The sequence below is a fragment of the Bacillus sp. 7_6_55CFAA_CT2 genome, assembly GCF_000238655.1.
GTDB classification, from domain to species: domain Bacteria; phylum Bacillota; class Bacilli; order Bacillales; family Bacillaceae_G; genus Bacillus_A; species Bacillus_A cereus.
On sequence record NZ_JH414708.1, the window covers coordinates 1,325,212 to 1,340,082 of the forward strand.

The window sequence follows — 14,871 nt, forward strand, 5'->3', positions numbered from 1 at the left end:
TAACAACTTTGTAACGCCCCTTCAGGTAATCATTCCTGCTGGTAACGTGGTGAACATGGGGAAACTCTAATTTTTTAAAAGGAAATAACCCCCTGATCTGAGGCTATATAGAGTGCGTTCCTAATATCAATAACAAGGTGAAACGACTATTCCATTGGATGTGAAATGCATCAATATGAATTGAGTCCATACGGGCGGTTGAAGCACATTGATTCAGAGTATTACAATCTTCTTCTATATCTAGGGGGATGATAGAATCACGCATCATGTAAGAGTATGAATAGTTCATGAGGAAATAATAAAATAGTAGCGTGTTTTATGAAAATAGCAGAAGTAGATTACATGAGTGATAAAAATTTTGAATTTATATTTATCATTATCAAAGAAGCATCTATCATCCTGTTTACTCCAATATGCAGAATAGGGACATTCCTCAAAATATAGACTCAAATGAAAATGTATAAAGACGTAAAAATGAATAAAAAAACGTTTAGGATCTGAGAACATACTACCTTACTAGGGTTGCTTATGAACATGAGGTACTTGCTGAATTTTAAGTATTTAATAAAAATATATTGACGGAGCAGCAAGCAGTGGTTACAACTACACTACATTACTAACTCATAATAGTCGGTTGCTATAGATATTGAATGAATAAAAATTGAGCAGTTACATAAGTTGTTGTTACTCAATCCTACTTTACGATTTTCATCATGCAAGACTAGAATTTTAGAAAACAGATATATCATTTGGGAAATTTCAACTTATTAGCCGTGTTAAAATTTCTAAAGCGGAGTTTACATCAGGTAATTCAGCTAAGGAGATTATTGAGCAAGTAAGCCCACATTTACTTGCTTAGACGAACATGTTTTAAATGGATTATTAGTGTTCGTTAATAAATACCCTAAATTAACTATAATTTGTATTAATAAATTAAACGTTATGAAAATAACGAAGGTAAAGAAAATATCTATCAATTCTTGTAAACAGCAGGAACGTTCAGTTAGTTCTAATGATTTAGAACAAGTAGAGAAAGAAAACCCACCCAAATTAAAAAAGAGCTTGTAAAGTTTGGGGTTGAGGTATTCGTGGTTCCGATATGAACATGCCTTCCCGCGGAGGGTAGTAATAAAGGCGACAGGTATCCGCATTGGGCCTGTTGCTTTTTTTATAAGAAGGAGGACAACAATATGGATGAAGTATTAGGAAAAAAAGTTAAACTGGATACCGAATTAGAGCGTTCCATTATTGAATACAGACCACGCGTAAAGTATGAACCAAATAAACCTTTTACTGTTAATTTACCAACAGAAGAAATCATAGGGGAAGATCAAAAGGAATTTGATGAAGATGGTTCGTTTATTCCGGAAGAAAAGCCAGCTAAACAATATGATAAATTTGTAGGTACACTAGAGCTTATTAATGAACTTATTGAATATATTGAGAAAAAAATGAAAGGCTTACAAGTTCCTATTTCTATAGAAGAACTTGAGAAGGTATATGAGTCACAACCATTTTTTGAACAAGATATAGGGGACGAAGGTTTCATTGAATTTGAAACATATCAGAAAACTTTCGAAAATCCAGAAGCACCTGCAAACTCACTTATTCAAGATATTGTTCATTCGTACGCAGAAGATGTGGAGGGTAGCTTAGAGTTAGAATTTTATGAAGATCTAAAAGAGTTGCATTCCATAGTAGAGGAAGGATATTTCTTATTTAAAGAAACTATTTTAAAGAATTATCTTGATGGAAATATTCCTAAGACACCAGAAAAGAATCACGGTTTTACTGAGCAAATTGAAAAAGCAGTTAAGAAGCAAAAACAATGGTTTGATCAAGTTACAAGCCTCTATAGGAACAACGAGCGTAAATATTATGATGCCCTAAAAACACAGTACGGTTCACCTGAATTCTTCAAGATAAGTGAGGAATATACAAAAACAAAGCGCCATTATGACGTTGTGGTTCGTAAAGAAAAGACACTTAATGAGGTAAGTTCTCTTATAGATGGTCTTCTTATAGGTTCACAAGATTGTTCTGAATCTATTAAATTTGGATTAGCTATAGGTAGCGAGATTGATGGTGAAGGGGTTATGAATTTATTAGAAAATCAGGCTTCTACAAAAGAACAACTTACCGATTTGCTCAAATTAACTCAGCTATCATTGAAGTTACAAATTAATCAACAAATTGAAGATAAGAAACAATATCGAGACGTGTTAAAAAACATTAACAATCTTTCTCGTAAAAAGCGTGCGCACGATGAATTATTAATGGCATTGGAACTTCGAAATACGATGTACCTAAACATGTACGATTCATTGCAACATTTGGAATCTCCAAGCAAGGCACCTGGTGTGGAATCATTCCTAAATCAAATGGCTGGAGGATTAAGTCTTGTACAAGAACAGTATGACTCATTTCTACAAGATGTATATGCAATGTATATGTCTGAATACGAAGTAAGAAAAGAAAAAATCGATAAAACATTAAACAAGGAAAATGCAAGAGCAGGTTATTCTTTGGTATCAGAGTATCTATAAAAGAGGTTTACTTCATCCTAATCCATATAAGGATAGATGAGAAAACGCTGGCCAACTTATAGGAGGCTCTATTCCTTTTGAATATGGTGACTATTAGACAAAGAAAATAAAGTGACCTAAGAGGTGAATCCAGATTGTTCAGTTTATCTCGAGATGAATTATTTTTTTATCGTTGAAAAACATACCATTGGGATGTACTAAAAGTAAGTAGAAGGTGTTTTTGCAACAAAACTTAATAATTAGTAAAACAATTAAATGTAGAAGCAGATTGGGATAAATGCGGACAACCTTCTTATGAAAATGAAGGTATATGGAAATAACAAATGTGGGTCATACTTAAAATCTAGGAAAGTAATAAACTATCTACAAAATCTACTATACTAAGGTAGAATCTGTAAGAAGTAAGATGCGTGCTATCTGCATTTCAGAAATACAAGATTTTAAACAATACAATATTTTAATGGAGGGGTAAGAATGTATACGTACAATCAACTTATTTTCCCTTCTCATATGGAAAAGAATACTCGTTTTCTAGTATTAGCGGGCTTTTCTTTAAATGGGCCAGTAGGGACACCTTTTATTATTCGAGATAACATAGAGCCATCTTATATTCTTGGTGATTGTCGCCTGACGGAGAACGTAAGAATGGCAAAAAAATACGGAATCACCCCACTAATCCTTCGGTTAAATGGGTCTCATGGAGAATGCGTTGTTAATCATGATGAACTTAATACTCCAGTTTTCCGATTTAAAACATTTGAAGCAACAGATGAGTCAAATAACATAGCTATTCACCTATTTCCAACGTATATGATTATTAAAGGCATAAACACTAGTTATTCATACCTGTTTGCTGATTATAAAGGAGTAGATGACTTAGCTTTTGCTATCAAACAAGATCTTTATTTTGGGTCGGGAGAAGTTGATGTAGAAGTTATTAATCAAATTCCAATAAAAGGATTATGTGCTTCTGAGAAATACGTTAGATTTACTGGAGCGGATGATGGCTTCCATTATGTAAGTAATCATAGCAATCCAGACTCAGAAGATAAGATTCAAATGCAATTACAGCTATTAAAAGATAGTTTTATTGCTGAAGATGGAAGTGAGGTTTTCTTTACAGGAGAATTAAGTAGTTTTCAAGTAGATACACTCCTATTTACAGATATACCTTACGAGAAAGCACCTGGGCAGCTATCCTCTATATTCGGGGAATTTGCCAAGACTAAGACAAATGAACAATCTATTTTCTGCTCAGTTGTTTTATGCTCTGATCTATTCTCTAAAAGTCGTTTTACGGTAACAGGAGAAGATACATACGAGACTCAAGTGCAATCACTTGTAGAAAAAGCCTCTATTAATACAGAAGAACATCGTCATTTAGAGCACATAGAAGTTGTAGTTGGTATACAAAACTCTGAGAACCCTAAATATTCCTCTATGCCAGTTGCAGCAAATTATGCTTGTATGCGATATAAACTGCCGAATTTCTATAATTCAGCTACAAATAAACAACTACTAAACATAAATACATTACAAAATAGAGAACTCAAAAAGGTGGAAGTTGCTAAATTAACAAGTAGTGGTTATATATGTATAGTACCATCAATTAAAAAAGGATTTGTTCCTTATTCCTCAAGAAATCTTTACCCTCAAAACAAATTTTATTCAAAACCTCATTATCTCCGGAGTATAGGTTACGATGTTAATCGAATTGCTGGATTCTTTAATCAATACATTGGGGAACCATTAAGCTTCGTATTACTTCAATCTATCATTACGCAAGTTGATGCCTTCATTGATAGTCTTGCAGAAGATCATCCAATCTACAGAGATATAAAAATGGAAGTCTTACATTATGATCAAGAAAATCTTACTCTATCTATTTCATTTGAGTTATATGGTGAGATTGAAACGGTTAGAACTTCCTTTACTTATATTTCGTCAAGTGAGGTGAGTGTTTCATGGCAGTAGAAATCAATAAGCCAACCCAAGCAAATGGTTCTATGGACTATGAAGATATGACAAAGACAATAAAGCATTTACTAGATGCTGCTTGGGGAACTCAGTGGGGAAGCTTTACCCCGGAAGAACCAACTGTGACAGTTGACAAGCCTGTAGCATATCCAGTTATCATTCATTACCTTAAGTTAATGCAACCAGGACTAATTGGTAAAAGCATCAGAGAAATTAAACCTCGTCAACGTTACCTTGCTTTTAATGAAGATCCTAAAGGAACTCTACCACCTGCAACTAAGGTTTATGGTCAGGTATTTGATGCAGAAGTTGTTTTTGAGATTTGGGAAGAAACCAATGCGCGAGTAGACAAGCTCACAAAGGAGTTTCGTCAAACGCTTGCAACATTCACGGGATTCCTTAAAGAGAAGGGGCTTAAAGAACTTCAATTCGTAAAGATGGAAACAGACTTATCAAAAGCAAATATAAGTAATGCTAGTAAGGTTCGTAGACTTGTTTATTTTGCTAAATTTGAAGAATTAACAGAAGTTTCTGTAGAAATCCTTCGTGTGATAGATGTCGTAGAACAGAAACTTCAGGAAACCACAAAAACGTTAAGAAACAAAAAAATCCAACTGGATGAATAGCGCTTGTCGCTTTTCAAATATAACAAAATAAAGAGGAGGCAAACCTATGCTTTATGAAAATCTTCCTGGCATTAATGTCACACTAAAAGATGGTGGCTTAATTGTCCCAGAACGAGGCGGATCAGAATCGATCCTAATCATTGCTCCATCTCTTGCGAAAGATGCTCCTGAAGAACCAGTATTAATTCGTAGTTCAACTGAACTTGTACAAGCTGGATTCGGTGACTTCTATGTTGCAGGAGAAGTTAACCCAATTGCTGCAGAATGGAAAGCTGCTACTGATGCAGGAGCTAGAATGGTTTACTTAGTAGCCCTTAAAGAAATCAGCTTAGAGCGTGCTGCTGAACTTGAGAAATATGCAATTGATGCCTATGTGGCTGCAGGAAACCAACTAGTAGAAGCCCAAGCTAAATTCAAAGACGTTTTAGTTGGCTCTACAGAAGCTGTTCGTATGCGCCGAAAATTCATCTATTTCTACGACATGCTAATGAGTGACCTACTTGATTTCACTGTGGATCACGTAGTTCTTAAAGGGGTTACACTTGAGGACGAAGCTACTAACTTAGTTGGTGAGTTTTTCCCTGAAGTTCCAAACTCTGAAGATTTCCCTTATATTAGTGGAATGGTTACTTCTTCTTATGTAATGGAGTCTCACGCTATTAATTACCCAGTAGAAATCAAAACTGGTACAAGCGATACGCTAGTAGTAAAGGTTGATGGTAAAGATGTAACGTTTACGCTTCCTGCTAAAACTTACAATGGTAGTTCATTAACAATAGCTGACTTGGTAAAAGACTTGAAGGCTGTTATCGATGAAGATGCAACTGGTATTAAAGTTAATGTGAGAGAAGACAGTGGTAAAATTGTCCTTTACTTCGATGCTCCTGCTTCTATCCAAGCTGGTACAACAGCGGCTGGTCTTCAATTAGATAAGCAAGTAGCAACATGGAAGAAAACAAGCTTTGGTGTAATTCACCGTGGCTCATTCGCTCAAACAGTTGCTGATTATTGTTCAATGAAAACTTTAATGAAATCAGCTGCGATTGGATACATTGGAGTTAAATCTCCAGTAGATACAAAGGTTTCTACAATCCGAAAATATGTGGAAGAATTATCTAAGATTGATACAGAAATCTCACCTTATCTTCAAGTAGTGGGATCTGAAGTGGGAGTAATCATGCCAACAACAAACTCAATCCACTATGTAAATGGTGCGACTCACTACGCTGCACTACTTTCAACTCTTCGAAAAGAAAGTGCACCTACAAATAAACCTATCAAAGGTGTTAAAGCTATCCGTTTTGATTACTCTCTTCGCCAACTTTCTAAACTAACTAGTAAGAAAATCGTTACATTCCGTTTAAAAGATTCAAATCAGTTAGTTGTTACAGACGGAATCACAACTGCGCCATCTATTGTAATGGCTGGAAAAGTACGTGAAAGTGACTTTGCTCGTTTATCTACTCTTCGTATTACCCAGCTTGCTATCCAAGTTGTTCGTGAAGCAGTAGAACCATTTATTGGTGAAGCAAATGAAATGCCACAATACAATGCAATGAACACTGCTATCAAGTCTGCATTAGAGAAAATACGCGAAGCAGGCGCTATTCAAGGATACAAATTCTCAATTGAAAACCTTGGAGTATACTTAGATGAGGTAACTGTAACTTTAGAAATTATCCCGGCATTTGAATTACGTCGTGTACAAGTTCAAGTTAACTTAACTCCTCCTGAGTATATGCTACAAGGACTTAGCCAGTAAGAACTATTAATGAGAAGAGGGGATTAAATGCCCCTCTCTTATATAAAAGAATAACAGGAGGTTATTAACCTATGAGTACAACAGCTTCTCGCTATAGTAAAACTTTCACTACTTACGGTGGCTCTGACATCGTATGTACATTTAATGGACAGGTAGTTGGCCAATTACAAGCTATTACTTACTCAGTTACTCGTGAAAAAGGACCTGTGTATGTAATGGGTGATCCAAACCCAAAATCTTTCTCTCGTGGTTGAGATGTAGCCACCTTTCTATGGTGACATAGAATGACAAACTCCGTGAACTGCTGGAAACCCCTAAAGCTTTTGTTACTACAACGTAACTAGAAATGGTAAGCGTGAATGTTAAAAAAACAAAAGATATTTATATTCATGTTATGAATTGAAAAATTTATGGCGTAGAAAATAATGGGCAATCAGCAGCCAAGCTCCTGTTCCGAAAGGATGGAGAAGGTTCAACGACTAGAGTGTACTACCTGAAATGGTAATGAGACTTATTAGTGCGGAGCAAGTTGAACGTCCATTTAAGATGACAATGCTTTAATGGGCGAATTCACACCAAAATATAATTACAAAAATAACCTTATTAAAAACATCAATTCACCAGAATACTGGTATATTGCAGAAATGCAAGCCTCAGATGTAAGAGACATCCTTTGTCCGGATAACCGATTGAAACAGAACTCCCAAGCAAAAAATTAAAATTTTTACAACACCATGATGGCTTAGTGTTTTAAAAAATGTTTTTAAAAAGGAAAAAGAAAAGTATTTAGAGGTGTGTTATCAACTTGAAGATATAGTCTAGTCCGTCTGTAAAACAGAGTTAAAATATCTCGAAAGAGACGGTGTAAACGAAACGTGGTATTGCAGGAAGTTTAGTATTTACTATCTTCGACCGTGATGCACTATTTAATCTTAAGCAACAAGCTGCTGTTCACCGTCATGGCTTAAATCAAACGGATGCACTTGCTAGTAGCTCTACTCAGGTATTAGATGCTGATGCAAATGCTGCAGCTTTAACTCAGCGTAATGACTTAGTTCAGGGATGGCAGACAAAACGTAAAGCCAACTTCATCGACGAAATCCCTCCATTTGATATCACAATCAACTTCCTTAACGAATATGGACAAGCTAGTAAAATGGAAATCTACGGTGTAGAGATTCTTAACGAAGGAATGGGCTTAAGTGTAGATGACAACACTACAGAAAAAGCTTGTACTTTCATTGCTCGTAATATTGTTGAAATGCGTCCACAAGATGATTGGGAAGTAGAATAATAAAAACTTAAAGAGGTGCTTCGGCATCTCTTTTTGTATTTGGTAGCAAAAATATTATCGAGTGGTTATGTTCTATTTATAGAAAAATAGAAAGGCAGGTGTCTTCATGAGTAGTAGATATCAGAAGACTTATACGAGTTTTGCTGGTACAGATATTGTTGCTGTTGTAACCCCTGAAGGTGGTAAATCTGTAGTGCTAGGTCAATTGCAAACAATCTCTTATTCTGTTTATAGACCGACAGCTCCAGTATTTGCTTTAGGACAAATTGCAGCTAAAGGTGTTGTCCGTGGCGCAAGAACAGTAGCAGGAAGCTTAATCTTTACGGTGTTTGACCGCCATGTATTATACGAAATTATGAAAGATCATAATGCGAATGGGAACAGTTGTCCTATCAATAAAAGTGACGAGCTACCACCATTTGATATAACAATTAACTTTATGAATGAATATGGGCAATCTTCTAAATTGGTAATATATGGAGTTAACCTTATTTCAGAAGGTCAAACAATGTCAGTTGAAGACATGATTACAGAAAATACAATGGAATTCATTGCTCTAGATATCGAAACAATGAAACCAGATGTTTTTGATGAAGGGTGGTAAGAGATATGAGTAATGGGGCTTATACACCGGCAGGTAAATCTAAAAGAGGTTATGCAAATTATTACTCAGGAACAGATATCCGAATTTACTTTGGAGATAACTGGATAGATGAAATTGTAGAAATAGAATGGACAGTGCAGGAACAATTAGCACCAATCTTCGGATATGCTTCTTATACCTGGGATAAGGTAGCTAGAGGGAACAGGTTGGTTCAAGGTTCTTTTTCTATTAACTTCAAAGAAGCTGGTTATTTACAAATGGTACTTAATAGTTTAAGTTCTGAAATGACAGAGGAAAATGAGTGGTTTAGCCTAGCAGAATTTAATGGTGAAAATGGTCAAAGTGCCCATAAAAATACAAAGGTTGAAGACCTTATAGGTAATTTTCAAGCATTAGCAGATGATTATGAAAATGCACTATGGGGAACAAACTCTAACTCTTCAAAGTTAATAGATAGCCGTAGAACTGATACATTCTTTTATAGCACAAATAAAAATGAAAAAAATAGGAATTTGAAAGAACATGGTTTTAATATCTTACTAACTTATGGAAATAATCCTTGTGCTGTTAGAGGGACTGGAAGCTACAAGACCGTTCAAACAATAGTTGGAGTGCAATTAACAGGTGTTTCTCAAAGAATAGATCCGTCTGGGAACCCTATTTCTGAAGTATATACTTTTATAGCAAAAGATATCTCGGGGAATGTACAAAAAGCGTACTAATTTTAATTATGGGATTTATATGACTAAATGATTTTAACTTTTAAATTTTTATATTAACGAGAGAAAGAGGAGGAAGTATAATGACAAAACATATTAAAAAAGAAGAAGCTTTAATGGAGGGTACTCAAGAAGAAACTTCGGTTGTTAAAGTAGGAGACAAATTCGATGAAGATGACGTTTCAAAAGCAGAACAAGAAATCTTCCCAGGTGGCCCGACTTATAACGAACTTGAAAAATGGAAGTCTATGTATGCAGGAGAAGTATACTTAACTGAGTTTGATGAGGAAAACATTTTTGTATGGCGACCAATTAAGCGTAAAGAATACAAAGATATTGCTAAAATTCCAAATGCAGATAATTTCTATAAAGAAGAGCGTATCTGCGAAAAAGCAGTTCTTTTCCCTGCTAACTATGGTTTCATGCAAATGACAAATGGTAAAGCTGGTATCCCGACACTATTACACGAATTGGTACTAGAGAAGTCAGGGTTCGCAGCAAAAACAGGCGCAATGCGCTTAAGCTAAGAGCGGAGGAGGCGTATTATCGCCTCCTATTTTTATTGTAGGGAGGAAAAAACATGCTAATCGATCCTAATTTATTAGATGACAAGGTAAAAGAATTACCTATTGAATTTGAAACATATGAAGAAGAGGTAGGTTTCAAGGAGCAATTACGTATTTGGCATGAGAAATATGGGCATATCTTTATGCAAGAAATAAACGATGTCATATTTTTCTTCCGTGCATTAAGCAAAGAAGAATTGAAAATTGCACAGGAAGTATACAATGATGACTTTGAAAGAACTGAGTATATATGTAAAACTTGCGTTATAGAGCCAATTATTGAAGATTACTCGTTAGATATTTTTGCAGGTGTTCCAGAAATTCTCTGTCTTTCTATCTTAGAGGAGTCAGGTTACACAAAAGCTCAAAAAGTTAAAATTATGATAGCTAGATGGGAAAAACATATGGAAGAAGTAGAAAATCAACTTCCATTAGTAATAAAAGAAGCATTCCAAGATATCCCATTAAGCGAAATTGAATCATGGACAATGGCTAAAACAGCAGAGTATTATGTAAAAGCTAAATGGTTATTAGAAAATATACGAGGATTAAAATTATTGGGTGAAGAAGAAACTCAACAACAGTAGCCGTAAGGTGGTGAAGACGTATGGTCGATAAACGTTATATGGGTGAAGAGAAAGAGAAAAATCATGTGCTTAGAAATATAGCCAAAACAAGTTCTTTTATAGGGGAAGGGGTAATGGAATATCGCGATTTTTCAATGATAGGTAAGTCCGTATCTCATTTATCTAGTAACGTAGCAGTTACAGGTAGTGTTGCGTTAAGAAAAGATAATTATAAACACAGTACTGTATCCGATGCAGGAGCATTTATGCAGAGGAAATCTAATGGTCTTGGTAAAACTGCTTATGTTAGTAGAAAGTTACGCGGTGGTTTTGATGGTTATATACAGGAGAAGATGTATAAAAAATTAGAAAATTATATCCGTAGAAATATTAAAAAGAAGCAGCTACTTAATAAGCGTCTAAGTCAAAAGAATATGGAATTCACTACTCGTTATTATAACGAATTCCACAAAAGAAATATGTGGGGTTTTAACAAATTTGAATACGAAGCTACTCAATTATTCCGTCAAAATAAAATTCTTGAAAAACTTCAAAAACTATCTTCTATTAAAAACAATGGTGGGGACAAGATCCTCAAAGCCCTTATCCAATACTACAATCAGAATAAAGATATTTTCAATAGTCCTGGCGATTACATTAATGATTTTATAAAGCAACTGGAAAATGGAAAATATGCTCATAAAGTTAAATTCCTAGGTGATACGCAACGAAATGTATTTCAGAAGCAAATGCTTCAAACTCTTGGGTGGTACAAGGATATTAAAAAAATATTTGAAGAAAATAAAGGTACAATACTACCCCAAGCTAAGGCAATTGAAACCGCGTATGCTTACGAATTTATCAAAGATGCAATTAATCAGACCAACACATTAATGACTTATTTAAAGAAAACAGGCTTTAATTACACTACATTAAAAGATGCTGAAAAATTTGATATAGCTACTAAGCGTAGGTATGGGTTAATCATTAATGACATTGATGAAAAAGGAAATGAAAAATCTATTGATGTTACTGCAAAGTTACGAAATTTCTTAAATAACAATAAATACAATAACGATTTAAATATATTGTTAGATAAAAAGGGAATATCTTTCGACTTTGAAAATATAATTCTTGATAGTAATTTATACACGCATGCTAAAACAGGTGAAATGATTGAAAACAGGTACTTAAAAGCTGGTGCTATTAGTGCAATAGATTCTTTCCAGGAACGTGTTGAAGCTCCATTATTTATTACTAATTCGACGGATCTAACATCTTGGCAAGCTTTTTACTCTAGTCTATCTAAAGAAGAATTACAGGTATTAGATTCAGGACAAGTTCATAAATTCGCAAGCAACTTAGGCGATAAAGGATTTGATAGTGTAACTAAAACGAATCAAGAAGAGGATATTCGTAATCCATTAAATAATAATGGCCATGTTTATACTAGTGGAAATGTTTTTCGTTATACAGAATCTGGCGTAGGAGATTTAATTGAAACACCATTACAATTCGGTGCGTTCTCGCGTATGGATAAGTCTTATGCTCGTTCTGGGTATAAAGAAGAGGTAACAGATAGAGATGCCTCGGAACTTTACGAGGATAATTCTGTTGGGAAATTAGTAAGAGGGACATGGAAGTATATAAATCACTCTAAGGGATTTATATCTTTAAATGAACCAGCAGTGGATAAAAGTTTATCAACCTTAATGGAATTCATGATTCCGACATTTGATGACGACGTAGTACGTATCTCTGCAATTGAAAAACTTAGACGTTCATTCCATCAATTCGATTTAAGAGCATTAGATAATGAAACTGGAGTTTTTACAACGGATGTCGTGAAGAAGTTTGCAAAAAATAAGGGGATTTTATCTGAATTAGATATAAAGAATATAAAGGGGTTAGAAACATTAAACGAGTTTCTGGGTTGTGACAATATTCATACTATTGATGCAAGGCCTCGTGAAGCAAGGGTATTCCTTGAAGATGTTATAAATAATGATAAAGATAAAGTTAGTTTTATTAGTACTAAATTAGTTTCAGATAGTAGCATAAGTAAAGTTGGAAAAGCAATTGCATCAGAGATTAATATTAACGACTTAAAGAGTTCTGGAGCCATTGATGATGAATGTGATCTAACATTTAATACAAAAATAAATACTATCGACGCGGTATCACCCCTAGTTGGGCAAGGGCTAGCTGTTTCGAAAGAAAGGTTAGCGGGAAGTCATATTAATAGAGATACTTTAGCAAACGGAAAAAAATCAACTCAAGTTATTGACGATATTAGTCGAATTGATGAGTTATCAGATTTTTTTAAAGAGAAATTTTATAGTGCTTCAAAGTTAGATGATATCTTTGGTTTCTTAACGAAAACAGGAGTTGGATGCGAAGATTCCGGACGTGGGGAAACACTTGTATCATCAATATTAAGGACTTCGCCACATCAAGATTTTTTAGTTGGGAATCATGGTAGTACCTTATCAGGTATTGGTCGACGTTATGTTTCTCGTGGTCCTAACAAAGTTTATTCTTCGCGAATCCTAAATAAGATGTTTGATGATTTGCCTAGTATAGGTGAATCACCAGACTCATCGCTTAATGATCAAATACAGAAGGATGAAATAAAACTTTTTGGTAAAGCACATGAAACACCTGATAAGTATCATTTGGATGGAACAGGTTCTGATGAGATTACAAGGCTGATTTACGATAATCAAGGTACATATCATTGGAACAATAAGAAGTTCTCAAATGTTGAAATTCGAGAAAAAAATGGAACAGTTCCTAAAAGTATCGATACACATACGTTTATGGTTCAAGAGTTTGACACTTCAGTTAAATTAACTCAGGAAGATAACCAAGGTGTTATTGATTGGATGGCACAGTATTTTAAATTCGGTGAGAAAGATAAAATTGGTTTTACTAGAGATTTTGTTGCTCGAATGAATAATACATACGCCTCGGTAGCTGATGGGAAATATATTGAAATGGTAACGCATGATATTCTTCCTAAAATACCTTTCACCGGAAAAATAGCCGATATGTTCTTACAGAAACGTACATCCATTGAAAGTTATAAGAGAGACCAAGTATACGATTCAGATTGGAGACTTTGGCCCCAGCTATACGAAGGTAATACGGTTGTTTCTCAAAATCAAGTTATTACTGGCGAGGAAATCACAAATATGGGTGCACGAAGAATTATTTCTCGACTAAATAATGTTTTTGTTCCTCAAGTGCGTGAAGGCGAACGAGAAATTAATCAGTATTTTGATATTTTGGATAAATATAGTAAATCTGTTCAAAGTAAAGGAAGTGCAAGTTTAGAAGCGTTCTTTGATGATACAGATGGAAAAGAACGAAAAAACAAAGGATTAAAAGGCTACTCAACAGATAAGAAGAAAACATTGTCCTGGGCTAAAAAAATGGGTTATGGTGACACCGAAGCCGTTAAATCACAAATTAATGAACTTTTCGATGGACTAGAAGATATTTCGTCTACAAAAGAAACTAATCAAGCAGGGAAGTACCTACCCTTGGCTATAAAGTCTCGACAAGAATATAAAGGTATTTTTTATAGCATGGGTGAGACTGAAGACTCTGATGGCACATCGTTAATGGGAGCCTTAACACCAAAAGGGCAAAAATATATTCCTCGATTCTTTGAGACGAATAGCAGTAAAGAAGGTCAAGAGATTCTAGGATATGTTCCTGAAGACACAAAAGGAATTTTACAGGACAGTTGGGGGCTTAAAGTAGATAAACAAGAAGGCATTGAAGATTATTTTAATACTTATTATCTACCAACTGAAAATTGGACTGGATGGAACGCAAGCACAAATCTTGATGGTATAAAAATCAAGGTTATGCAGAAGAAGGGGGGAAATCCAATTACTTCTGGTGATTGGAGTAAGAATCAAACTAGAGCGGAAAAAACAGGAGAAAAAGTAATTCCAATACACTCTTTAAGTAGTTTGATTAATATCGGTCGCTTGCGTGATGTGTTATTAGGAATGGGACTATCAGATGTAGATGTTCAATTAACTACTTCTTATGGTGAAGGACCAGGTGGAATCAATACTTCCATCGACATCATGAAAGATGTGAGAAATGAAATTTTAGATGGTCTTAATGCGGGAGTACATTCCTCATTATTCTAGAATACATTAAGCGGCGTTCAGTCTTTTTAGACGAGCGCCGTT

11 protein-coding genes are annotated in these 14,871 nt (G+C 34.8%); all 11 read left to right on the forward strand.

Going from position 1 to position 14,871, the window contains the following annotated elements; all coding sequences use genetic code 11:
- The first annotated feature begins 1,190 nt into the window (after nt 1–1,190).
- The gene (locus tag HMPREF1014_RS07040; RefSeq protein ID WP_000344681.1) at nt 1,191–2,546 is read left to right on the forward strand and encodes a hypothetical protein; all 1,356 of its coding nucleotides are present in this window, start codon (nt 1,191–1,193) and stop codon (nt 2,544–2,546) included.
- A 474-nt stretch (nt 2,547–3,020) separates the two neighbouring features.
- Entirely contained in the window at nt 3,021–4,520 is a 1,500-nt protein-coding gene (locus tag HMPREF1014_RS07045; protein ID WP_000288990.1) for a hypothetical protein, read from the forward strand.
- Nucleotides 4,511–5,149 carry a hypothetical protein gene (locus HMPREF1014_RS07050; RefSeq protein ID WP_000257578.1) on the forward strand — a complete coding sequence of 213 codons (639 nt, stop codon included), beginning with the start codon at nt 4,511–4,513 and terminating at the stop codon, nt 5,147–5,149. Before HMPREF1014_RS07045 ends, HMPREF1014_RS07050 begins: the two co-directional genes overlap by 10 nt.
- Before the next feature lie 46 nt (nt 5,150–5,195).
- On the forward strand, nt 5,196–6,911 hold the full coding sequence (locus tag HMPREF1014_RS07055) for a hypothetical protein (RefSeq protein ID WP_000965155.1): 1,716 nt from the start codon (nt 5,196–5,198) through the stop codon (nt 6,909–6,911).
- Nucleotides 6,912–6,982: 71 nt separating this feature from the next.
- On the forward strand, nt 6,983–7,165 hold the full coding sequence (locus HMPREF1014_RS07060; protein WP_000108095.1) for a hypothetical protein: 183 nt from the start codon (nt 6,983–6,985) through the stop codon (nt 7,163–7,165).
- Between the two features lie 902 nt (nt 7,166–8,067).
- Nucleotides 8,068–8,205 carry a hypothetical protein gene (locus HMPREF1014_RS31495; RefSeq protein WP_000409223.1) on the forward strand — a complete coding sequence of 46 codons (138 nt, stop codon included), beginning with the start codon at nt 8,068–8,070 and terminating at the stop codon, nt 8,203–8,205.
- A 106-nt stretch (nt 8,206–8,311) separates the two neighbouring features.
- A complete protein-coding gene (locus HMPREF1014_RS07065) occupies nt 8,312–8,809 on the forward strand; it encodes a hypothetical protein (protein ID WP_000098835.1) in 498 nt (165 codons plus the stop codon).
- 5 nt (nt 8,810–8,814) lie between these two features.
- Nucleotides 8,815–9,531: a hypothetical protein gene (locus HMPREF1014_RS07070; RefSeq protein WP_000064653.1), complete on the forward strand. Its 717-nt coding sequence runs from the start codon at nt 8,815–8,817 to the stop codon at nt 9,529–9,531.
- Between the two features lie 80 nt (nt 9,532–9,611).
- Complete coding sequence (locus tag HMPREF1014_RS07075; RefSeq protein WP_000160472.1) at nt 9,612–10,055, forward strand: hypothetical protein; 444 nt, start codon at nt 9,612–9,614, stop codon at nt 10,053–10,055.
- Between the two features lie 53 nt (nt 10,056–10,108).
- Nucleotides 10,109–10,681: a hypothetical protein gene (locus tag HMPREF1014_RS07080; RefSeq protein WP_000904181.1), complete on the forward strand. Its 573-nt coding sequence runs from the start codon at nt 10,109–10,111 to the stop codon at nt 10,679–10,681.
- A 20-nt stretch (nt 10,682–10,701) separates the two neighbouring features.
- Nucleotides 10,702–14,829, forward strand: coding sequence for a hypothetical protein (locus tag HMPREF1014_RS07085; protein ID WP_000227948.1), 4,128 nt, complete (start codon nt 10,702–10,704; stop codon nt 14,827–14,829).
- The last annotated feature ends 42 nt before the right edge of the window (nt 14,830–14,871 follow it).

What these genes read in the sequence shown, in the direction of transcription:
- HMPREF1014_RS07045 (WP_000288990.1), top strand. Translation starts at nt 3,021, where the DNA reads ATGTATACGTACAATCAACTTATTTTCCCTTCTCATATGGAAAAGAAT.
- HMPREF1014_RS07080 (WP_000904181.1), top strand. Translation starts at nt 10,109, where the DNA reads ATGCTAATCGATCCTAATTTATTAGATGACAAGGTAAAAGAATTACCT.
- HMPREF1014_RS07050 (WP_000257578.1), top strand. Translation starts at nt 4,511, where the DNA reads ATGGCAGTAGAAATCAATAAGCCAACCCAAGCAAATGGTTCTATGGAC.
- HMPREF1014_RS07070 (WP_000064653.1), top strand. Translation starts at nt 8,815, where the DNA reads ATGAGTAATGGGGCTTATACACCGGCAGGTAAATCTAAAAGAGGTTAT.
- HMPREF1014_RS07065 (WP_000098835.1), top strand. Translation starts at nt 8,312, where the DNA reads ATGAGTAGTAGATATCAGAAGACTTATACGAGTTTTGCTGGTACAGAT.
- HMPREF1014_RS31495 (WP_000409223.1), top strand. Translation starts at nt 8,068, where the DNA reads ATGGAAATCTACGGTGTAGAGATTCTTAACGAAGGAATGGGCTTAAGT.
- HMPREF1014_RS07075 (WP_000160472.1), top strand. Translation starts at nt 9,612, where the DNA reads ATGACAAAACATATTAAAAAAGAAGAAGCTTTAATGGAGGGTACTCAA.
- HMPREF1014_RS07055 (WP_000965155.1), top strand. Translation starts at nt 5,196, where the DNA reads ATGCTTTATGAAAATCTTCCTGGCATTAATGTCACACTAAAAGATGGT.
- HMPREF1014_RS07040 (WP_000344681.1), top strand. Translation starts at nt 1,191, where the DNA reads ATGGATGAAGTATTAGGAAAAAAAGTTAAACTGGATACCGAATTAGAG.
- HMPREF1014_RS07060 (WP_000108095.1), top strand. Translation starts at nt 6,983, where the DNA reads ATGAGTACAACAGCTTCTCGCTATAGTAAAACTTTCACTACTTACGGT.
- HMPREF1014_RS07085 (WP_000227948.1), top strand. Translation starts at nt 10,702, where the DNA reads ATGGTCGATAAACGTTATATGGGTGAAGAGAAAGAGAAAAATCATGTG.